The following is a 20,628-nucleotide window of genomic DNA, read 5'->3' as shown; positions in this document are numbered from 1 at the left end:
CGCGCCGAAACGGTGGGGCGGCCTGTGCGGTCCGAAGGACCTCCAGGCCGCCCCACCGTCGTGCCGGCTGTGTGCGTCACATGGGCTCCCTGCGGGGACTCGCTCAGCGCTGCACGGCCTTCCTGATGGCCCGCGCCCTGCGCACCACCCGCCGTGCCGTGGAGTTGCGGGGCAGGAAGGCCAGCCGCTCCGGGATGCCGCCGGGCAGACCCAGCGAGGTGAGGCGCCTGCGCTTGAAGTACCGCTTGGTGCGCGCCGTGAGATGCCGGGAGAGATAGCGCTCCGCCGCCGCGCGCAGACCGGGGTGGATCTGCGACTGCATGGTGTAGCTGAGCGCGGCCATCAGACCCTCCAGCGTGTCCGCCGGGATCGTCTCCTCCCCCTTGCGGCCCTCCAGGTCCGGGAGCAGGCCGTCGGCCAGTACGGCCGGGACGCGGTTGCTGTTCTGGTACGGCGTCAGCCGGTCCAGCAGCGGCTCGGTGCCGAGGCGGGCGACCGGCAGGCCGTAGAAGGCGGACGCCGTGAACAGTGCCGTGGAGAAGCAGCCGACGACCAGTCCGGGCGGCGACTTCTCGAACAGCACCTCGGCGAGGACCGGCAGGTCGACGACGGTGAGATCGACGCCGAGCTTCTCGGCCTCCGCCTCCAGGGCGCGGCTGTAGCGGGCCGGTGCGGTGGGGTGCGGCTTGAACACGATCGCCCGGTGGCCCCGCTCGACCGCCCCGCGCAGCATCCGCACATGCAGGTCCTCCTCCTCCTCGGGGGAGAGGATGCCGAGCGCGGACAGATACTGGCCGAGCAGCAGCGCCGAGTCGTCCGGCAGGGTGGGCAACTCGCGTACGGAGGCCGCGAGTTCGCCCATCACCTTCAGGAAGGCCTCGGTCGGCAGGACCTGCGCCGGGACGTCGAACTCGGTCAGCAGCATCGGGGTGAGCCCCGGCACCAGGTCCAGGTGCAGCAGCCGCCGCACCCGGGTGCCGACCAGCGGGTCGAGTTTGTTGCGGGTGGGGCCGTAGCTCATCAGGCCGTCGGCGTAGACGTCGACGGGGGCGTCGGTGAACAGCTGGGCCACGCTCAGCGCGGGGGTGACCTGGATGGACTCCAGGACCAGCTCCACCCGGTCCTCGCCCAGGCCCCACAGCAGCCGCAGATAGCGCTCGAACAGCGGGATGTCGTCCGAGCGCGGGGTCCAGGCACCGGGGTGGAAGGGGCGGATGGCCTCGTTCCAGGACAGGACGGCGTCGAAGTGGCCGCGCAGCGGCTCGAAGCCCGGCATCTCGTCGACGGGCGGAGTGACCTCCGGCGTCGCCGAGTTGTTGAAGACCAGCAGCAGCCGGCGGGCCGGTTCCCCACCGTCTTGCTCGCGGCCGTCCTGCTCGCGGAAGCAGCCCGAGTCGATCGCGGCGGCGAGCGTGGCGGCGCCGTACAGGGTCGAGACGCAGAAGATGCGCGTGGTACGGGACGACATCAGGCAGCCGCCTTCGCGGTCGTGGCCCGGCGGCGCAGCCGCCGCAGCTTGGCGGAGCGGTGGATGTCCATGGTCTCGAGCACGTCGCCGAGGGCGTCCTGCGGCATGCGCTTGATCGCCGCCGCGCTCATGGCCCGCAGCTGCCGGTGCACGGACGGCTCCCATTTCTCCTCGTCGGACAGGTGGTGGGCGATGATCGCGCAGTACGTCCGCACGGCCTTCGGCAGCAGCCTGTCCGCGTCCGGGTCCTGCGCGGTCTCCTCGATGACCTGGTCGAAGGCGCGGATGAAGTCCAGCTGGCGGACGTCGCCGATCTGGGTCAGGGAGGAGGCGACCCCGCGCCGGTAGAAGACGCCGAGCAGGCTCACCACGGCGAACGACTCCGCCTCGCGGTGCAGCTTCCAGATCCACGGCCGGTCCTCGGCGGTGCGCAGACCGTCGGTGAAGTGCAGCAGGCCCCTGTCGAGCAGCCGGCGGTGATAGGCACCGGCCCACGCGTAGGCGTAGTCGACGGAGGTGCTGCGGTCGGCGGGCAGGATGGCGGCGCGCGGGTCGATGGACTCCCAGCGGCGGCCGATCGGCACCCGGTGCACGCTGCGCGCGCGTGCGGTGGCCTGCACATGGTCGGTGCGGACGAAATCGCAGCCCAACTTCTCGATGGCGCCCACCAGTTCGGCGAAGTAGCCGGGGGCCAGCCAGTCGTCTCCGTCCAGGAACGTCAGGTACTCGCCCTGCGCCGCGTCCAGGCCGGTGTTGCGCGCGGTGGCGAGTCCCCCGTTCTTCTCATGGCGGATATAGCGCACCTGCGCCACGTCCGAGAGTTGCTCGGCGGCGCGTTCGAGAATGGCCGGAGTCTCGTCCTTGGAATGGTCGTCGACCAGGATGAACTCGAAATCCTGTCGAGCGTTCAACCGAAGACTTCTGAGGGTGTCCGGGGCGTATTGCTGCACGTTGTAGAACGGCACGATGACGGAAAGCTTTGGCACGTGCGAAAGCGTAGGAGGCCGTCCGTCGGGGGAACTTTACGGTATCCGTACAGAGGGTGAACTCAATGTGTCGGATCGGTGCATCGCCTGTACTTCCGGGGCTTCGGCGAGCCAGTTCGGTTCTCGGGGGGGTGTTGTTAACCGTTTGTTGAGGTGCGGTTGGGCCGCTCCTCGGAATTGCTTCCTAGCGTCTTCGACGTGCCACCAAGTACCTCGAAGCCCACGCGAATCGCCGTACTCGCGGACTCCGACACCCGCTGGAAATGGGGTGCGCTGACCGCGGCTCGTATCGCCCCGGGCCCGTCCATGGAAGCCGTATCTCCCGAGAACGCGCAAGTCGGTCTCGAGTTGAGCGGATTCCTGCTGCGCGGACGGGCGACTCCGACCGCCCGCCAGCTGGCGGAGGTCGGTGTGCGCGCCGACTCGCTCAGGGAGGTCACGAGCGTCGAGTTCCTGCGGGCCATGGCCGAGGAGTCGTACGACGTGGTCGTGCTCGCGCTCGTCGGCGGCGGCGTGCAGGCGATGCTGCACGGGCTCAAGCGGGTGTGGGAGAGCCGGGCCGAGCGCCCCGTCGTCGTCACCGGCTATGTCGGCGTCGTCTACGAGAAGCTCGCCGACGGACTGCTTCTGCGGCACGGCGCGGACCTCGTCCTCGCCAACTCCCGCCAGGACGCGGAGCGTTTCCGGGCCGTGTACGAGGGCGTGGGCGCCGACGCCTCGTCGGTGACCGAGGTGGCGCTGCCGTTCCTCGGCGGCGCGCCCTACGAAGGTGAACACGACCCGTACACGGTGGTGTTCGCCGTGCAGCCGTCCGTCCCGGACAGCCGCAAGGACCGCACCTACCTGCTCAACCGGCTGATCCAGCACGCCAAGTTGCACCCCGGCCGCGAGGTGCTGCTGAAGCTGCGCTCCCGGCCGGGCGAGCACACCACGCACATCGAGGAGCAGCCCTACCAGAAGCTGGTCCAGCGGCTCGATCCGCCGGCCAACTTCCGCCTGGTGTACGGGCACATGGGCGAGGTCCTCGACCGCACCGACCTGCTGGTCACCATCAGCTCGACGGCCGCGCTGGAGTCCCTGCACCGCCGTATCCCCACGGTCGTCCTGACCGACCTGGGCATCCGGGAGACGCTGGGCAACCACCACTTCGTCGGCTCGGGCTGCCTCGCCTCCTGGGACCAACTCGACGCCGGACACCGGCCCGTGCCGGACGCGGACTGGGTGGCGCGGCAAGGCGTCGTGGCCGACGGATCGTACGCGTACGCCTTCGACGCGGCCCGCGAGCGCATCGCCAAGCTGCTGGCGCAACCCGGTGGCCTGCCGCCGCTGACCCCCTACTACACACCCGCGACCGCGCCCGGCTATCTGCCCGGCATCCTCGCCCGCCACCACCTCGGCCCCGACGGCAGCGTGTTGCCGGGGGCACCCTCCGCCGACAAGGAGCCGGGGCCCGTTCGGCAGATAGTGCGCCGGGCCGCTCGGGGGGCGTATCGGCACGGGGTGCAGCGGGTGGCGCCCGTCATCCGGCGGATGGGGGAGCTGTGAGCCGCACGATCCCACTTCAAGGAGCTGAACCCATGTCCAACCCGCAAGCGGGCCAAGGCGCTTCGATGCGCCGGGTGCTCGCGGTGATCCCCGCGCGCGGCGGCTCCAAGGGTGTGCCCGCGAAGAATCTGCTGCCCGTCGGCGGTGTGCCGCTGGTGGCGCGGGCGGTGCGTGAGTGCCGGGCGTCCCGGCTGGTGACCGATGTCGTGGTGTCCACCGACGACCAGGCCATCGCCGCGGCGGCCCGCGAGGCGGGCGCCGAGATCGTGCTGCGGCCCGCGGCCATCGCCGGGGACACGGCGACCTCCGAGGCGGCCGTGCTGCACGCGATGGACGCCCACGAGGCGCTGCACGGCTCGCCCGTGGACGTGGTGCTGCTGGTGCAGTGCACCAGCCCCTTCATCGTCCGCGAGGACGTGGACGGCGTCGTCGAGGCCGTCGCGCACAACGGCGCCGACACCGCCCACACCGTGGCCCCCTTCCACGGCTTCGTGTGGCGCGACGCGGACGACGAGGTCACCGCGGGCAGCGTCGCGGAGGCCGACGCGGCCACCGGCGGCGGCTACGGCATCAACCACGACAAGTCGTTCAGGCCGCGCCGCCAGGACCGCCCGCAGGACTTCCTGGAGACCGGCGCGGTCTACGGCATGGACGCGGCCGGCTTCCGCAAGCACCAGCACCGCTTCTTCGGCCGCACCGAACTGGTCCGCACCGACCCCGCGCGCGTGCTGGAGATCGACGACCCGCACGACCTGGCCCGCGCCCGCGCGCTGGCCCCCCTCTTCGACGCGGACCGCCCCGGTTCGCTGCCGACCGCCGACGACATCGACGCGGTCGTACTGGACTTCGACGGCACCCAGACAGACGACCGGGTGCTGATCGACTCCGACGGAAAGGAGTTCGTCTCCGTGCACCGCGGGGACGGCCTCGGCATCGCCGCCCTGCGCAGGAGCGGGCTGGACATGCTGGTCCTCTCCACGGAGAAGAACCCGGTCGTCGCCGCACGGGCCCGGAAGCTGCAGATCCCGGTCCTGCACGGCATCGACCGGAAGGACCTCGCACTGAAGCAGTGGTGCGAGGAGCAGGGCATCGCGCCCGAGCGCGTGCTCTACGTCGGCAACGACGTCAACGACCTCCCGTGCTTCGCCCTCGTGGGCTGGCCCGTGGCGGTCGCGAGCGCCCACGACGTGGTACGCGGCGCCGCCCGTGCGGTCACCACCGTCCCCGGTGGCGACGGCGCGATCCGAGAGATCGCCAGCTGGATCCTCGGCCCCTCTCTCGACTCCCTAACCAAGTAAGGACAGTTCTGCCATGAGCACCAACTCCCGCCTGCGTAAGTTCGGTTCCTCGCGCCTTGCCGGACCGGGCCAGCCGGTCTACATCTGCGGCGAGATCGGCATCAACCACAACGGCGAGCTGGAGAACGCGTTCAAGCTCATCGACGTGGCCGCCGAAGCCGGCTGCGACGCCGTGAAGTTCCAGAAGCGCACCCCCGAGATCTGCACCCCGCGCGACCAGTGGGACATCGAGCGCGACACCCCCTGGGGCCGGATGACCTACATCGACTACCGCCACCGCGTGGAGTTCGGCGAGGACGAGTACCGCCAGATCGACGAGTACTGCAAGGAGAAGGGGATCGCCTGGTTCGCCTCCCCGTGGGACACCGAGGCCGTCGCCTTCCTGGAGAAGTTCGACGTCCCCGCCCACAAGGTCGCCTCCGCGTCCCTGACCGACGACGAGCTGCTGCGCGCGATGCGCGCGACCGGCCGCACGGTCATCCTGTCCTCCGGCATGTCGACCCCGAAGCAGATCCGCCACGCGGTCGAGGTCCTCGGCAGCGACAACATCCTGCTGTGCCACGCCACTTCGACCTACCCGGCGAAGTCCGAGGAGCTCAACCTGCGCGTGATCAACACGCTGCAGGAGGAGTACCCGAACGTCCCGATCGGCTACTCCGGCCACGAGACCGGCCTGCAGACCACCCTCGCCGCCGTCGCCCTCGGCGCCACCTTCGTCGAGCGTCACATCACCCTGGACCGCGCGATGTGGGGCTCCGACCAGGCCGCCTCCGTCGAGCCGCAGGGCCTCACGCGCCTGGTCCGCGACATCCGCACCATCGAGGCCTCCCTCGGCGACGGCGTCAAGAAGGTCTACGACTCCGAGCTCGGCCCCATGAAGAAGCTGCGCCGTGTCGCGGGCGTCGTCGCCGAGGCGGAGATCGCCGCCGCCGCGGGCGAGCCGGTCGCGGTCTGACACCTCCGATATCGCTCTACGACGGGACGGTCGTACGTAGATGAGCCCCCGCGCCGGGTCAGCCGGCACCCACACTCTCGCCTTCGTCGAGAGCCCGGTACAGCTGCTCAACGTGCTGGAGTGGGCGCACCTCCATGCCCCCGTGGCCGCGGAGGCATCCGACGCGGGACGCGCGGCCGGTGACGCACCGGCTCTCACGCTCGTCGTGCTGTCCCCGAACGACCCCATGACCCGAGGCCAGCTGCGCCGGATGGCGGAGCTGGCCCGGGACGAGGGGTACGAGGTCCGCTGGGAGGAGGCGCGCGGCGGCCCGGGCGCCCCCTTCCAGACCATCGGCGGTCTGACACCGCTGCTGCGCAGGGCGCGCCGGGTCGTGATGGGCGACCCCTTCTCCCGCTACGTCCAGCTGCTGCTGACCATCACCAGGGCGCGTGACCTCGTCGTGGTCGACGACGGCACGGCCACGATGGAGTTCGTCGCGCAGCTCGCCCGTGGGGAGCGCCTGGTGCGCTGGCACCGCAAGGGCGGCCGCCCCGGCGCCCGGGACCTGATCTTCGCGCCCGTCTCCTCCTCGGCCCGCCGCCGGCTGACCCCCGGCGCCAAGCGGCACGTGGAGATCTTCTCCTCGATGCCGGTGGACGAGCGGCCGGAAGGGGTGACCGTGACGGCGAACGACTTCGCCTGGACCCGGGCCCGCTTCGGCCCGCCCCGCATCACCAGGACCGCGGACATGGTGGGCACCTCGCTGGTGGAGACCGGCGTGGTCGACGGCGACCACTATCTGGAGGCCGTCCGCACCCTGGCCAAGGCGCACGGCGTCACCCGCTACTTCGCCCACCGCCGCGAGAGCACGGACAAGCTCCACCGGCTGGCCACCGAGACCGGCCTGGAGATCGTCCGCCCCGACCTCCCGCTGGAGCTGATCGCCCGCCGCGGCCCCATCGGCCGGACGATCCTCAGCTTCCCCTCCACGGTCGTCCACACCCTCCCCCTTGCCCTGGCCGGTACGGAGGTCCGCGTCGCCGTCTGCGACATCGACCCCGCCTGGCTCACGGACAACGCCTCCCCCCGGGCGCAGGGCTTCCTGTCGGGAGTCACGGGAACGGCCCGGGACGTCACCCGGCTGTCGGCGGTGACGGCGGCCTGAGCGGCCGCCGGACAGAAGCGGCCGTTCCGACAGGTGGACCAGAACCGCCGTGGCCGCGCCGAGCGTGGTATGCGTAGAGAAAAGACAAGTTTACCCATCTCTACACACAGCTATGCGTCGAGCGGCCAGATTTTCTTCCCCTGAGGGGTTGAACTTTTGTTGATCGAGGGTCAGTTGGCCACCCCGGCGTCCTACGCTTTAGAGGGTGAAGCAACTGATGTCTGACGAGCCCGAGGTCGACCTTCCCGGGGAAGCCGCGCTCCCCGGCACGCTGCCCGAAGAGCTGCGTGCCGAACTCGTGGCGTTCCGGCGCGACCTGCACATGCACCCCGAACTGGGCAACCAGGAGTTCCGCACCACCGCCGCGATCAAGGCGCGGCTGGAGGCGGCAGGCCTAGCGCCGCGGGTGCTCGCCACCGGTACCGGGCTCGTGTGCGACATCGGAGAGTGGGACGGCGGGCGGCCCATGCTGGGTCTGCGCGCCGACATCGACGGCCTGCCCATCCCCGACACCAAGAGCGAGTGCGCCTACCGCTCCACCGTGCCCGACCGGGCCCACGCCTGCGGTCACGACGTGCACACCACCGTGGTCCTGGGCGCCGGTCTCGTCCTCGCCGACCTGCACCGGCGCGGCCTGCTGCCCCGGCCGGTCCGGCTCGTCTTCCAGCCGGCCGAGGAGGTCCTGCCCGGCGGCGCCGCCGACGCCATCGAGTGCGGGGTGCTGGACGGGGTGGGCCGGATGATCGCCGTGCACTGCGACCCCCGGGTGGACGTCGGGCGCATCGGCCTGCGGCAGGGCGCCATCACCTCCGCCTGCGACCGCCTGGAGGTCGGCCTCGACGGCCCCGGCGGCCACACGGCGCGCCCCCATCTGACCACCGACCTGGTCACCGCCGCCGCCCGCGTCGTCACCGACGTACCCGCGCTGGTCGCCCGTCGGGTGGACACCCGCAGCGGGCTCGCCGTCACCTGGGGCCGGATCGAGTCCGGGCACGCCCCGAACGTCATCCCGCAGCACGCCGAGCTGTCCGGCACGGTCCGCTGCCTCGACATCGACGCCTGGCGGCAGGCCCCGGACATGGTTGTCGCCGCCATCGACGAGATCGCCAACCTGCACGGCGCGAAGCCGGAGATCAACTACGTGCGCGGAGTCCCGCCGGTCGTCAACGACCCCGACGTGACCGACCTGCTGCGCGACGCCATGACCGCGCGGCGCGGCGCGCAGTCCGTGGAGGGCACCGAGCAGAGCCTCGGCGGCGAGGACTTCTCCTGGTATCTGGAGCAGGTGCCCGGCGCCATGGCCCGGCTCGGCGTGCGCACCCCGGGCGAGCGCACGGTGCGTGACCTGCACCAGGGCGACTTCGACGCCGACGAGTCGGCGATCACCGTGGGCGTGGAGCTGTTCACGGCGGCGGCTCTGCTGGACGCGGCCGGTAACTGAACCCCCGGTCGGGCGGCCCCCGCGGGGGCCGTTCCGCCGTCCGGCGCAACACGGTTGTAAGCCATTCGTTCACCCTTCGAAATGATCGGTTCGAGGCCGCAAGGTCCCGAGTTCAGACGGTGTTTGCCTCGAATCGATAACGGCTTCGCGAGAGGTGTTTTTCTGACATCTACGCGCGTTACGATGCCGCGAAGCCAACGCCGCCGGGGCGTTCCGGCTCGAGCACTGGCATGGTGCTCACATCAAGCGCCGACGAGGCGCTCAGGTCAGGTGAAGGAGCCTTCCCGTGCGCCGGGTAGCCAAGCTTTCCGCTGCGTGTATCGCCACCGCAGCTCTCGCACTGTCTGCCACAGCATGTGGCAGCACCTCGTCCGACAGTGACAGCTCCTCGTCCGCCTCCTCCGGCGGCGGCAAGGGCATCAAGATCGGCCTCGCCTACGACGTCGGCGGCCGCGGAGACCGTTCCTTCAACGACTCCGCCGCCCGCGGCGCCGACAAGGCCAAGTCCCAGTTCGGCGGCTCGATCAAGGAGCTGACCGCCAAGACCTCCGACACCGAGGCCGACCGCGAGCAGCGCCTGACCGACCTGGCGGACGCCGGCTACAACCCCATCGTCGCCGTCGGCTTCTCCTACGCCACCTCGATGCAGAAGGTCGCCACGAAGTACCCGAAGGTCAGCTTCGGCATCGTCGACTCGGTGGTGAACGCCAAGAACGTCGACAGCATCACCTTCACCGAGGAGCAGGGCTCGTACCTGGCCGGTGTCGCCGCGGCGCTGAAGACCAAGAAGAACCACGTCGGCTTCATCGGCGGTGTCGACACCCCGCTGATCAAGAAGTTCGAGGCGGGTTACGTCCAGGGCGTCAAGGACACCAACTCCAAGGTCAAGGTCGACGTGCAGTACCTGACGCACGGCTCCGACCTCTCCGGCTTCTCCAGCCCCGACAAGGGCAAGGAGGCCGCGCAGGGCATGCTCGACAAGGGCACCGACGTCATCTACACGGCGGCCGGCTCCTCCGGCAACGGCGCGATCGAGGCCGTCCACGGCGTCAAGGGCGCCTGGGCCATCGGCGTGGACTCCGACCAGTACAACATCCCGGGTCTGGCCGCCTACAAGAGCTCGATCCTGACCTCGATGGTCAAGAACGTGGACGTCGGCGTCTTCGACTTCATCAAGTCGGTGCACGACGGCAAGCCGCTGACCGGCAACCAGGTCTACTCGCTCTCCAAGGGCGGCGTGAAGCTGGCCACCAGCGGTGGCTTCATCAATGACATCCAGCCGAAGCTGGACGCGGCCAAGAAGAAGATCGTCGACGGTTCCATCAAGGTCAAGACCACTCCGTGACCTGACGGTTCCCGCCGGACCACGGCTCGGCGAAGGGGCTGGTGACAACCCCCTCGCCGAGCCATAACAATGTGTCAACTCTACGCGTGTAGCACGGAGTTGCCGCGCTAGCGTCGCCGACGCCTGCCCTCCCCTACGCAGCCCCTTTCCCCCAGGAGAGTGCGCCATCAACGCGTCCAGCCCTCCCGCTGCCGTCGAACTGCGCGGCATCACCAAACGTTTCCCGGGTGTCGTGGCCAACCGCGACATCGACATCACCGTCGCCGCGGGCACCGTCCACGCCCTCTGCGGAGAGAACGGCGCCGGCAAGTCCACCCTGATGAAGATCCTCTACGGCATGCAGCAGCCGGACGAGGGCACCATCACGGTCAGCGGCGAGCGGGTCGTCCTCAACAACCCCGCAGACGCCATCGCGCGCGGCATCGGCATGGTGCACCAGCACTTCATGCTCGCCGACAACCTCACCGTCCTGGAGAACGTCGTCCTCGGGGCGGAGAAGCTGCACGGCATCGGCGCCGGGGCCCGCGCCAGGATCAAGGAGATCTCGGAGGCGTACGGGCTGAACGTGCGGCCCGACGTCCTGCTGGAGCAGCTCGGCGTCGCCGACCGCCAGCGCGTGGAGATCCTCAAGGTCCTCTACCGCGGCGCCAAGACCCTCATCCTCGACGAGCCCACCGCCGTCCTCGTGCCGCAGGAGGTCGACGCCCTCTTCGACAACCTGCGCGAGCTCAAGGCCGAGGGCCTCACGGTCATCTTCATCTCCCACAAGCTGGGCGAGGTGCTCTCCGTCGCCGACGAGATCACCGTCATCCGTCGCGGCACCACCGTCGGCACCGTCGACCCGCGCCACACCACCTCCAAGCAGCTCGCCGAGCTGATGGTCGGCAGCGAGCTGCCCACGCCCGAGACCGAGGAGTCCACGGTCACGGACGTACCGATGCTGAAGGTGTCGGGGCTCCACCTGAGCCAGACCGACCTCGACGGCGTCGAGCGGATCATCCTCGACGAGATCGGCTTCACCATCCACAAGGGCGAGGTCCTCGGCATCGCAGGCGTGGAGGGCAACGGACAGTCCGAGCTGGTCGAGGCGATCGTCGGCATCCGCGAACCCGACGCCGGCTCCATCACGCTCGACGGCACCGACATCTCCCGCGTCCCGACCCGCCGCCGCCGCGAGGCCGGCGTCGGCTACATCCCCGAGGACCGGCACCGCCACGGCCTGCTCCTCGAGGCCCCGCTGTGGGAGAACCGCATCCTCGGCCACGTCACCGAGAAGCCCAACTCCCGCGGCCGGCTGCTCGACATCAGGGGTGCCCGCGCCGACACCGAGCGCATCATCCAGGCCTACGACGTCCGTACGCCCGGCATCGAGGTGACCGCCGCGTCGCTGTCCGGCGGCAACCAGCAGAAGCTGATCGTCGGCCGCGAGATGAGCCACGCGCCGAAGCTGCTCATCGCCGCCCACCCCACCCGCGGTGTGGACGTCGGAGCGCAGGCCGCGATCTGGGACCACATCCGCGAGGCCCGCCGCGAGGGTCTCGCCGTGCTGCTGATCTCCGCCGACCTGGACGAGCTGATCGGGCTCTCCGACACCCTGCGGGTGATGTACCGCGGCCGGCTGGTCGCCGACGCCGATCCCGCCACGATCACTCCCGAGGAGCTGGGCTCCGCCATGACGGGTGCGGCCTCCGGCCACCTGGAGCACGCAGAGAACGACGAGGACGGCGCCCGATGAAGAAGCTGACCCAACGCATCGACAGGGAGCGGCTGCTCCTCGGCATCGCGGCACCGCTGCTGGCGATCGTCGCCGCGATCATCGTCACCACCCTGGTCATCCTCGCCACCGGCAAGAACCCGGGCGACGCCTTCAGCGACATGGTCACCTACGGCACCGCCAGCGACAGCCAGGTCTACATCCTGAACAAGGCGACGACGTACTACCTCGCGGGCGTCGCGGTGGCCATCGGCTTCCGGATGAACCTGTTCAACATCGGCGTCGACGGCCAGTACCGCATCGCCGCGTTCTTCGCCGCCGTCCTCGGCGGCGCGCTGACCACGCCCGGCTGGATCTCCATCCCGCTGATCATCCTGTGCGCCATGGGCACCGGCGCCCTGTGGGCGGCCATCGCGGGGATTCTGAAGGTGACCCGAGGGGTCAGCGAGGTCATCTCGACCATCATGCTGAACTCGATCGCCACCGCGATCATCGCCTACCTCCTGCAGCCGGGGAAGCTCGCCGAACTGCAGAGCGGCGGCACCGTCGTCTCCACCAAGCCGCTGCCGAAGGACTCGTACTTCTTCAGCTTCGACACCGGCCCCGCCGGTGAGCTGTGGGGCTTCATCGTCATCGCCGTACTCGTCGGCATCGCCTACTGGTTCGTGCTCGGCCGCACCCGCTTCGGCTTCGACCTGCGCACCGTCGGCCAGTCCGAGAGCGCCGCCTCCGCGAGCGGTGTGTCGGTGAAGAAGATGGTCGCCACCAGCATGGTCATCTCGGGTGCGGTGGCCGGCCTGATCGGCATGCCGACCCTGCTCAACGACAGCCACCAGTTCAGCAACGACTTCCCGTCCGGCATCGGCTTCACCGGCATTGCCATCGCGCTGCTCGGCCGCAACCACCCCGTGGGCATCGCGCTCGGCGCCCTGCTGTGGGGCTTCCTGGAGCGCACCACCAACCATCTGGAGTTCCAGGGCTACGACAAGGAGATCCTCGGCGTGATCCAGGGCGTCATCGTCCTGTGCGTCGTCATCGCCTACGAAGTCGTACGCCGCTACGGCCTCAGGCGCCAGCAGCAGCGGGTCGGCGCCGAGCTCGCCGCCCAGGCCGCCGCCCCGACCCAGAAGCAGGAGGTGGCGTGATGACTGCCACGATGACCGACACGCCGCCGCCCGCGGCACCCAAGGCGGACTCCCCGCGCACCGGTTCGGGCCGCTCGCTCGGCCGGATCCTCACCATCCTCGCGGCCGGCCTGGCCCTGGTCGCGATCGTCCGCATCATCACCGGCGCCGACCAGCTCACCTCCGAGGGGCAGATCTCCGCGGCCCTGGGCCTCGCCGTGCCGATCGGCCTCGCGGGCCTCGCCGGCCTGTGGTCCGAGCGGTCCGGCGTGGTCAACATCGGCCTCGAGGGCATGATGATCCTCGGCACCTTCGGCGCCGGCTGGATCGGCTGGCAGACCAACCCCTGGCTCGGCCTGCTGTGCGGCATCGGCTTCGGTGTCCTCGGCGGCCTGGTGCACGCGATCGCCACCGTCACCTTCGGCGTCGACCACATCGTCTCCGGTGTCGCGGTCAACCTGCTCGCGCTGGGCGCCACCCAGTACCTCGCCAAGCTGTTCTTCTCGGACGGCAAGGCCGCCGACAAGGGCGGCAACCCCAAGCAGTCCCCGCCGGTGGACTCACTGCCCAACTTCGACATCCCCGGGCTCTCGGACGCGTTGCACTCCGTCGAGAAGCACCACTGGTTCGTGATCTCCGACATCGCGGGCATCCTCGGCGGCCTGGTCACCGACCTGTCCGTGGTGACGATCCTGGCGGTGGTGCTCTTCATCGGCAGCTGGTGGGTGCTGTGGCGCACCTCGTTCGGACTGCGCCTGCGCTCCTGCGGCGAGAACCCGATCGCCGCGGAGTCGCTCGGCGTCAACGTCTACCGCTACAAGTACGTGGCCGTCGCCATCTCCGGCGGTCTGGCCGGCCTCGGCGGCGCCTTCCTCGCGCTGGTCACCTCGCACACGTACCTGGAGAACCAGACCGGCGGGCGCGGATACATCGGTCTCGCGGCCATGATCTTCGGCAACTGGCGGCCCGGCGGTCTCGCCATGGGCGCGGGCCTGTTCGGCTACTCCGACGCGCTGCAGCTGCGCAACGGCGGCGAGACCGTCCACGCCCTGCTGCTCCTGCTGTTCGTGCTGCTGGTGGGCCTGGCCGGCTGGAAGCTGTACAAGAAGGCGATGTGGCAGGGCCTGACCAGCGCCGTCGTCGCCGTACTGGTCCTGGTCTGGTACCTGACCACCGACGAGGTCCCCAGCGACTTCGTGGGCGCCACCCCGTACGTCGTCACGCTGCTCGTGCTGTCGCTGTCCGCGCAGCGCCTGCGGATGCCCAAGGCGGACGGCATGCGCTACCGGAAGGGCCAGGGCAAGTGACCTCGCGGTCCGCCGTCGACTGGGAGGCGCTGCGCACCGAGGCCCGCGAGGCCATGACGCACGCGTACGTCCCCTACTCGGGCTACCCCGTCGGCGTCGCAGCCCTGGTCGACGACGGCCGCACGGTGTCCGGCTGCAACGTCGAGAACGCCTCCTACGGCCTCAGCCTGTGCGCCGAGTGCGGGCTGGTCTCGCAACTGCAGCGGACCGGCGGCGGCCGCCTGACGCACTTCACGTGCGTGGACGGACGGGGCGACATCCTGGTCCCGTGCGGCCGCTGCCGCCAGCTGCTGTACGAGTTCGGGGGACCGGACCTCCTGCTGGAGACCCCGGCGGGGATCCTCCCCCTCTCGGAGATGCTGCCCCAGGCCTTCGGCCCGGACCATCTCACCCAGTGACTCCCGTGCGGCCCCTTTGACGTGTGCATCGCGCGGAGGGGTCGTACGGCTTCTGGAACCTTCGGAAGGAACGCACGCCATGGCCATGGACGCCATCTCCGTCATCCGCACCAAGCGGGACCGCGCCGAACTCAGCGACGAGCAGATCGACTGGGTCATCGACGCGTACACCCGCGGGGAGGTCGCCGACGAGCAGATGTCCGCGCTCGCGATGGCCATCCTGCTCAACGGCATGAACCGCCGCGAGATCGCCCGCTGGACGGCCGCGATGATCGCCTCCGGCGAGCGTATGGAGTTCTCGTCGCTGTCCCGGCCGACGGCCGACAAGCACTCGACGGGCGGCGTCGGCGACAAGATCACGCTGCCTCTCGCCCCCCTCGTGGCGGCCTGCGGCGCGGCCGTCCCGCAGCTGTCGGGCCGCGGCCTCGGCCACACCGGCGGCACCCTGGACAAGCTGGAGTCGATCCCCGGGTGGCGCGCCCTGCTCTCCAACGAGGAGATGCTGAACGTACTGGACACCACCGGCGCGGTGATCTGCGCGGCGGGCGACGGCCTCGCGCCCGCCGACAAGAAGCTCTACGCGCTGCGTGACGTCACCGGCACGGTCGAGGCGATCCCGCTGATCGCCTCCTCGATCATGTCGAAGAAGATCGCGGAGGGCACGGGTTCCCTGGTCCTGGACGTGAAGGTCGGCTCGGGCGCCTTCATGAAGACCATCGAGGACGCGCGGGAGTTGGCCTCCACGATGGTGGGCCTGGGCACCGACCACGGCGTGAAGACGGTCGCGCTGCTGACGGACATGTCGACCCCGCTCGGCCTGACCGCGGGCAACGCCCTGGAGGTCCGCGAGTCGGTGGAGGTCCTGGCGGGCGGCGGCCCCTCGGACGTCGTGGAACTGACCCTCGCGCTCGCCCGCGAGATGCTGGACGCGGCGGGCATCACGGACGCCGACCCGGCGAAGGCCCTGGCCGACGGCTCCGCGATGGACGTCTGGCGCCGCATGATCGCCGCGCAGGGCGGCGACCCGGACGCGCCGCTGCCCACGTCGAAGGAACAGCACGTCATCAAGGCCCCGTCCTCCGGCGTCCTGACCCGCCTCGACGCCTACGGCATCGGCGTCGCCGCCTGGCGCCTCGGCGCGGGCCGCGCCCGCAAGGAGGACCCGGTGCAGGCGGCCGCGGGCATCGAACTCCACGCCAAGCCGGGCGACAAGGTCACCGAGGGCCAGCCCCTGCTGACCCTCCACACCGACACCCCCGAACGCTTCGACTACGCGCTCCAGTCGGTGCAGGGCTCCTACGACATCGCGTCCCCGGACACGCCGTTCACGGCCGCTCCGGTGGTGCGGGAACGTATCGCCTGACCTGGACTTTCCTCGTCCGGATGAACGGGACCGGTGGACCCCCGCCGGTCCCGTTCGGCATGCTGGGATCGGTGACGACCGATTGGAGACCGCCATGAGCGCACTCGCCGCCGAGTCCGGGACCCCGAGGGGCACGGACTGGGCCGAGATCGTCCGTGTCTGGGAGGAGACGGACGCTCCCGAGGGCAGCAAGGTGGAGATCATCGAAGGGATCGTCACCGTGTCGCCTCCGCCGTCCGAAGAGCACAACGACACTGCTGAGCTGGTTCACCGTCGCCTGTACTCAGTGATTCCGGACGACTGGGGCGTCTATCAGACGCTCGGGTTGACGTGCCCGGAGACGGGCAGTCTCTTCGTCCCCGACCTGTGCGTGGTACCGAGAGCTGCCCTACGCCGCGGAGAGCGCGTGCCCGCCGGCGAGGCGGAACTGGTCGTGGAAGTCACGTCCAAGAGCAACGCCAACCACGACCGCATCAAGAAGGCCCACGGCTACGCGGTCGCCGGCGTCCCCCTGTACCTCCTGCTGGACGCCTGGCAGTCAGGGCGCCCCACGGCAACGCTCTACGGAGAACCGCAGAGCGGCACCTACAGAGTCCTCTCCTCGGTGGAGTACGGCGAGGAACTCACCCTGCCCGCCCCCTTCGAACTGGCCCTGGACACCGGCATCTTCCCGCTGAACTGAGGCCCTCAACCCAGCAGCGCAGCGATCACCACCAGCACCGGCACCGACAGCACCGTCGACACCAGGATGGAGTCCCGCGCCAACCCCTCCGCCACGCGGTAGCGGCTCGCGAAGGTGTACAGGTTCTGGGCTGCCGGGAGTGCCGACGTGACGACCACGTCGAGGAGTTGGTGGCCGTGCAGGCCGAAGACGCCCGTCGCCAGGGCCCAGGCCACCACCGGCTGGCCCACCGCCTTCAGGGCGACCGAGAGGAACACCGGGCCCTTGTCGGCGCCCCGGCCCGGCATGGTGCTGCCGCACAGGGAGATGCCGAAGGCCATCAGGACCGCGGGGACGGACATGTTGGCGATCAGGGCGGCGGGATCCATGATCGGATCGGGCACCTTCAGGCCGGACGCCGACACGGCGACGCCCGCCAGTGAACCCACCGCGATCGGATTGCGCAGCGGAGTGAGCAGCCGCATCCACAGCGGGCCCTTCGCGCCCTTGCCCGACAGGTCGAGGATCGTCAGCGCGACCGGGGAGACCGCGATGATCTGGAACAGCAGCACCGGCGCCACCAGGGAGGCGTCGCCCAGCACGTACACGGCGATCGGGATGCCGAGGTTGCCCGAGTTGACGTAGCTGGAGCACAGGGCGCCGATGGTGGTGCGGCCCACACCCCAGCCCCGTACGGCACCCACCGCGACGAACACCCCGGCCGCCGCTGCCGTGCTCATCGCCGTCACCAGCAGCCGGCTGGAGAAGATCACCGACAGGTCGGCCCGCGCGAGCGTGGTGAACAGCAGCGCCGGGGTCGCCACATGGAAGGCCAGCTTGGTCAGCACCTCGCGGCCGTGCTCGCCGAGATAACCGCCCCGCCCGATGACGTACCCCACCCCGATGACGACCGCGATGACCGCGAAGCCCGTCAACACGCCTTGCACGGCGCCCCCTCAGCGAAGCGGAGGCCGTCGGGTATCCGGGGCGGTGCTGATCGGTGGGACATACATCCAACCCTCCTGGGGAGAAGGGTGGCAGGTCAATGTGATCCCGATGGGCGGACATCCGGCGTCGGAGGTGCGCCCCGATGAGCTCGCGACGAGGCCCCGATGAATTCCGCCCGCCCGCCCGGTCTACCGATCGTGGACCCTATGACACCCGACGTACTCGTGCTGCCGGGCCCTGTCACCCGTGACGAGGTGACACGGCTCTGCGAGGACGTGCGCGCCCTCCTGGAGACCGGCCGCACGGGTGTCCTCGTGGTCGACGTCGCCGCCATCGGGCCCCCGGGCCTCGGCGCCGTGGACCTGCTGGCGCGGCTGGAGCTGGCCGCTCGGCGGGCCCGGGGCCGGATCCGGCTGCGCGACCCCGCCCCCTCCCTACGCGCCCTCCTGGACCTGGTCGGACTCCGCATCGAGGTGGAGAGGCAGACCGAACAGCGGGAACCACCGCTGGGTGTCGAGGAAGAAGTGGAACCCGGTGAGCCGGCCGTCTGAGATCTCCAGCACCTGCACCGCCCAGGGGCTGTGACCGCCCTTGTCCGGGTCCGGCTTGTACTGCGCGAACCCCGGCAGGCCGTTGACCTGGACCGGCACCAGGCGCGAGCCCTCGCAGGCCGAGCCCAGCGTCGTCATGAAGCCCGTGATGTCGTCGTGGCCCGTCAGCCACAGGTCGAACGGCGGCATCGTCATGACCGCGTCCTCGTGCAGCAGTGCGGTCAGCGCCGTCATGTCGTACCCCTCGAAGGCCGCGACATAGCGCTCCAGCAGCTTCTGCTGCTCCTCGTCCAGGGGGTCGGAGACGGCCGCGTGCGCCGCCCTTTCGTCCCGCTCGGCGAGCGTCGCACGGGCCCGCTGCAGCGCGCTGTTGACCGACGCGACCGAGGTGTCCAGCAGCTCGGCGACCTCGCTAGCCTTCCAGGCCAGCACCTCGCGCAGGATGAGCACCGCGCGCTGCTTGGCCGGCAGCTGCTGCAGGGCCGCCATGAAGGCGAGCCGCACCGACTCCTTGGCGACGGCGGCCTCTGCGGGGTCCTCGACGGTCGGCAGCACCCGGGCGTCCGGCATCGGCTCCAGCCAGGTGTTGTCGGGGCGGGGGGAGAGGGCGGCCTGGGCGAGGGGCGTCGACTCGCTGAGGTCCATGGGGCGGGCCCGCTTGTTGCCCGCCGTCAGCATGTCCAGGCAGACGTTCGTCGCGATGCGGTACAGCCAGGAGCGGAGGCTGGAGCGGCCCTCGAACTTCTCGTAGCTCCGCCAGGCGCGGACCATGGTGTCCTGGACCGCGTCCTCGGCCTCGAAGGAGGAGCCGAGCATGCGGTAGCAGTAGCCGGTCAGCTCGACGCGGTGTTTCTCCAGCCTGACGTCGAGGTCCGCCGTCGTGGTCGCCGTCGTACCGTCACTCATCGTCCACCCACCCCTGTGGCCGTTCTGTGTCGCGCCTTTGCGCCCCAGTACCTCGGAAGCTACCGCAGGGCACTGACAATGGCGCCCGGAGTGGGGAAAGCGGCAGGTCAGCAGGGTGCGCCGAGGGAAGCGGGCCGGTGCTCGCGGCGCGCCGCGACCCGTGCCGCACGGGTGCCGAGCACCGTGATCGTCACGACCCCGAGCACGGCCAGCAGGCCGACCCCGACGGTCCCGGCCCAACCCGTGGCGTGGAAGGCGACGGCGCCGACCGTGCTGCCCGCGCTGGAGCCGATGTAGTACGAGGACTGGTAGAGGGCCGCTGCCTGGGCGCGCCCGTGGGTCGCGGTCCTGCTGACCGCGGACGACGCGACCGCGTGCCCCGCGAAGAAGCCCGCGGTGATCAGCACCAGACCCAGCAGGACCGGCACGAGGGAGCCCACGAGGGACAGCACCAGGCCCGCCGCCGTCGTACCGGCGGCCAGGTACAGGGCTCCGCGGCGGCCAAGGCGCGCGACGAGCCGGCCGGCGGTGGAGGCGGAGACCGTGCCGACCAGGTAGACCAGGAAGACCGATCCGATGATGCCCTGGGGGAGCGAGAAGGGCGCCTCGGTCAGGCGGTAGCCGATCACCGTGTAGACGCCACCGAACACCGTCATGAACAGCGCGCCGATCGCGTACAGGCGGCGCAGCAGCGGGTCGGCGAGGTGGTCGCGCACCGTGCGGGCCAGGACCCGGGGCCTCAGCGAGCCCGCCCTGAAGTGGCGCGGAGCGGGCAGCAGCAGCCGGAAGGCCACCGCGCACGCCACCGCGATCACCCCGATCACGCCGACCGCGACGCGCCAGCCCCACTCCTGCGCGACCCAGCCGGTGATGATCCGGCCGCTCATGCCGCCCACGCTGTTGCCCGCCACGAACAGTCCGATAGCCGTGACCAGCGCCCCCGGCCGGACCTCCTCGGCGAGATACGCGGTCGCGGAGGCCGGCAGCCCGGCCAGCGCCGCTCCCTGCACGGCCCGCAGCACGACCAGCGCGGTCAGCGAGGGCGCGAAGGGGACCAGGAGCCCCACCGTCACGGCGACCGCCAGCGAGGCGGTCATCACCGTGCGGCGGCCGAACCGCTCCGACAGCGCGCTCATCGGCAGCACGAACACCGCGAGACCGCCGGTCGCCGCCGCCACGGTCCAGCTCGCCGAGCTCGCCGCCACGCCGAACTCGCCCGAGATCAGCGGCAGCAGGGCCTGGGTGGAGTAGAGCAGCGCGAAGGTCGCGACCCCCGCGAGGAAGAGGGCGAGGCTCATCCGGCGGTAGCCGGGGCCGCCGGGGTTCATGCGGGTGTCGGCGACGGAGGCGGGGGAGTCGACGGGGGCGGCGGGGGCGGCAGAGGTGGCGGCCACGGTGGTGGACGCCCCGGTATCGGCGGGAGACATGCTTCGACGCTACGGACGCCCCCGCTCATCCGTCCAATGCACGG

18 protein-coding genes are annotated in these 20,628 nt (G+C 70.6%); 13 read left to right on the top strand and 5 right to left on the bottom strand.

The annotated features are described in order from the left end of the window. Positions 1-103: 103 nt before the first annotated feature. Complete coding sequence (locus JYK17_RS10570) at positions 104-1,468, bottom strand: alpha-2,8-polysialyltransferase family protein (RefSeq protein ID WP_222810233.1); 1,365 nt, start codon at positions 1,466-1,468, stop codon at positions 104-106. Further along, on the bottom strand, positions 1,468-2,454 hold the full coding sequence (locus JYK17_RS10565; RefSeq protein WP_108013149.1) for a glycosyltransferase family 2 protein: 987 nt from the start codon (positions 2,452-2,454) through the stop codon (positions 1,468-1,470). Before JYK17_RS10565 ends, JYK17_RS10570 begins: the two co-directional genes overlap by 1 nt. A gap of 198 nt (positions 2,455-2,652) precedes the next feature. Between JYK17_RS10565 and JYK17_RS10560 the strand changes: the two genes are divergently transcribed. The 12 genes from JYK17_RS10560 to JYK17_RS10505 all read left to right on the top strand — a co-directional run bounded on the left by JYK17_RS10560 (position 2,653) and on the right by JYK17_RS10505 (position 16,773). Further along, positions 2,653-3,999 (top strand): DUF6716 putative glycosyltransferase, encoded by a 1,347-nt coding sequence (locus JYK17_RS10560; RefSeq protein WP_108013148.1) that lies wholly within the window; start codon positions 2,653-2,655, stop codon positions 3,997-3,999. A gap of 32 nt (positions 4,000-4,031) precedes the next feature. Next, positions 4,032-5,297, top strand: coding sequence for an N-acylneuraminate cytidylyltransferase (locus JYK17_RS10555; protein WP_222810232.1), 1,266 nt, complete (start codon positions 4,032-4,034; stop codon positions 5,295-5,297). 13 nt (positions 5,298-5,310) lie between these two features. Next, entirely contained in the window at positions 5,311-6,252 is a 942-nt protein-coding gene (locus tag JYK17_RS10550) for an N-acetylneuraminate synthase family protein (RefSeq protein ID WP_108013146.1), read from the top strand. Between the two features lie 40 nt (positions 6,253-6,292). Continuing rightward, a complete protein-coding gene (locus JYK17_RS10545) occupies positions 6,293-7,399 on the top strand; it encodes a hypothetical protein (protein ID WP_222810231.1) in 1,107 nt (368 codons plus the stop codon). Between the two features lie 217 nt (positions 7,400-7,616). Further along, positions 7,617-8,840, top strand: a complete 1,224-nt coding sequence (locus JYK17_RS10540) for a M20 family metallopeptidase (protein WP_222810230.1) — start codon at positions 7,617-7,619, stop codon at positions 8,838-8,840. Between the two features lie 286 nt (positions 8,841-9,126). Continuing rightward, positions 9,127-10,185, top strand: coding sequence for a BMP family lipoprotein (locus tag JYK17_RS10535; protein ID WP_108013143.1), 1,059 nt, complete (start codon positions 9,127-9,129; stop codon positions 10,183-10,185). A 199-nt stretch (positions 10,186-10,384) separates the two neighbouring features. Continuing rightward, positions 10,385-11,920 carry an ABC transporter ATP-binding protein gene (locus JYK17_RS10530; RefSeq protein ID WP_181362512.1) on the top strand — a complete coding sequence of 512 codons (1,536 nt, stop codon included), beginning with the start codon at positions 10,385-10,387 and terminating at the stop codon, positions 11,918-11,920. Next, complete coding sequence (locus JYK17_RS10525) at positions 11,917-13,044, top strand: ABC transporter permease (RefSeq protein ID WP_108013141.1); 1,128 nt, start codon at positions 11,917-11,919, stop codon at positions 13,042-13,044. The genes JYK17_RS10530 and JYK17_RS10525 overlap by 4 nt, the downstream gene beginning before the upstream one ends. Beyond that, complete coding sequence (locus JYK17_RS10520) at positions 13,044-14,330, top strand: ABC transporter permease (protein WP_108013140.1); 1,287 nt, start codon at positions 13,044-13,046, stop codon at positions 14,328-14,330. Before JYK17_RS10525 ends, JYK17_RS10520 begins: the two co-directional genes overlap by 1 nt. Then, a complete protein-coding gene (locus JYK17_RS10515) occupies positions 14,327-14,728 on the top strand; it encodes a cytidine deaminase (protein ID WP_108013139.1) in 402 nt (133 codons plus the stop codon). The genes JYK17_RS10520 and JYK17_RS10515 overlap by 4 nt, the downstream gene beginning before the upstream one ends. 85 nt (positions 14,729-14,813) lie before the next feature. Continuing rightward, complete coding sequence (locus tag JYK17_RS10510; protein ID WP_181362511.1) at positions 14,814-16,091, top strand: thymidine phosphorylase; 1,278 nt, start codon at positions 14,814-14,816, stop codon at positions 16,089-16,091. A gap of 94 nt (positions 16,092-16,185) precedes the next feature. Continuing rightward, positions 16,186-16,773, top strand: a complete 588-nt coding sequence (locus JYK17_RS10505; RefSeq protein WP_108013137.1) for a Uma2 family endonuclease — start codon at positions 16,186-16,188, stop codon at positions 16,771-16,773. A gap of 5 nt (positions 16,774-16,778) precedes the next feature. Here the strand turns inward: JYK17_RS10505 and JYK17_RS10500 are convergent, their stop codons facing one another. Beyond that, positions 16,779-17,699 carry an AEC family transporter gene (locus JYK17_RS10500; RefSeq protein ID WP_222810229.1) on the bottom strand — a complete coding sequence of 307 codons (921 nt, stop codon included), beginning with the start codon at positions 17,697-17,699 and terminating at the stop codon, positions 16,779-16,781. Between the two features lie 165 nt (positions 17,700-17,864). Here JYK17_RS10500 and JYK17_RS10495 point away from each other — a divergent pair, with 165 nt between their 5' ends. Further along, a complete protein-coding gene (locus JYK17_RS10495; protein WP_222810228.1) occupies positions 17,865-18,251 on the top strand; it encodes an STAS domain-containing protein in 387 nt (128 codons plus the stop codon). On the opposite strand, the gene JYK17_RS10490 is transcribed toward JYK17_RS10495, so the two are convergent. Both JYK17_RS10490 and JYK17_RS10485 read right to left on the bottom strand, forming a co-directional pair. Continuing rightward, positions 18,135-19,157, bottom strand: a complete 1,023-nt coding sequence (locus JYK17_RS10490) for a sigma-70 family RNA polymerase sigma factor (RefSeq protein WP_128802773.1) — start codon at positions 19,155-19,157, stop codon at positions 18,135-18,137. The genes JYK17_RS10495 and JYK17_RS10490 overlap by 117 nt on opposite strands. Positions 19,158-19,264: 107 nt before the next feature. Further along, positions 19,265-20,584, bottom strand: coding sequence for an MFS transporter (locus JYK17_RS10485; protein ID WP_128802774.1), 1,320 nt, complete (start codon positions 20,582-20,584; stop codon positions 19,265-19,267). Between the last annotated feature and the right edge of the window lie 44 nt (positions 20,585-20,628).

The sequence above is a fragment of the Streptomyces plumbidurans genome, assembly GCF_019857225.1.
In the GTDB taxonomy this organism is placed as follows: domain Bacteria; phylum Actinomycetota; class Actinomycetes; order Streptomycetales; family Streptomycetaceae; genus Streptomyces; species Streptomyces plumbidurans.
The sequence above is the reverse complement of the archived record's forward strand: the minus strand, read 5'-3'. Positions and strand labels throughout refer to the sequence as shown.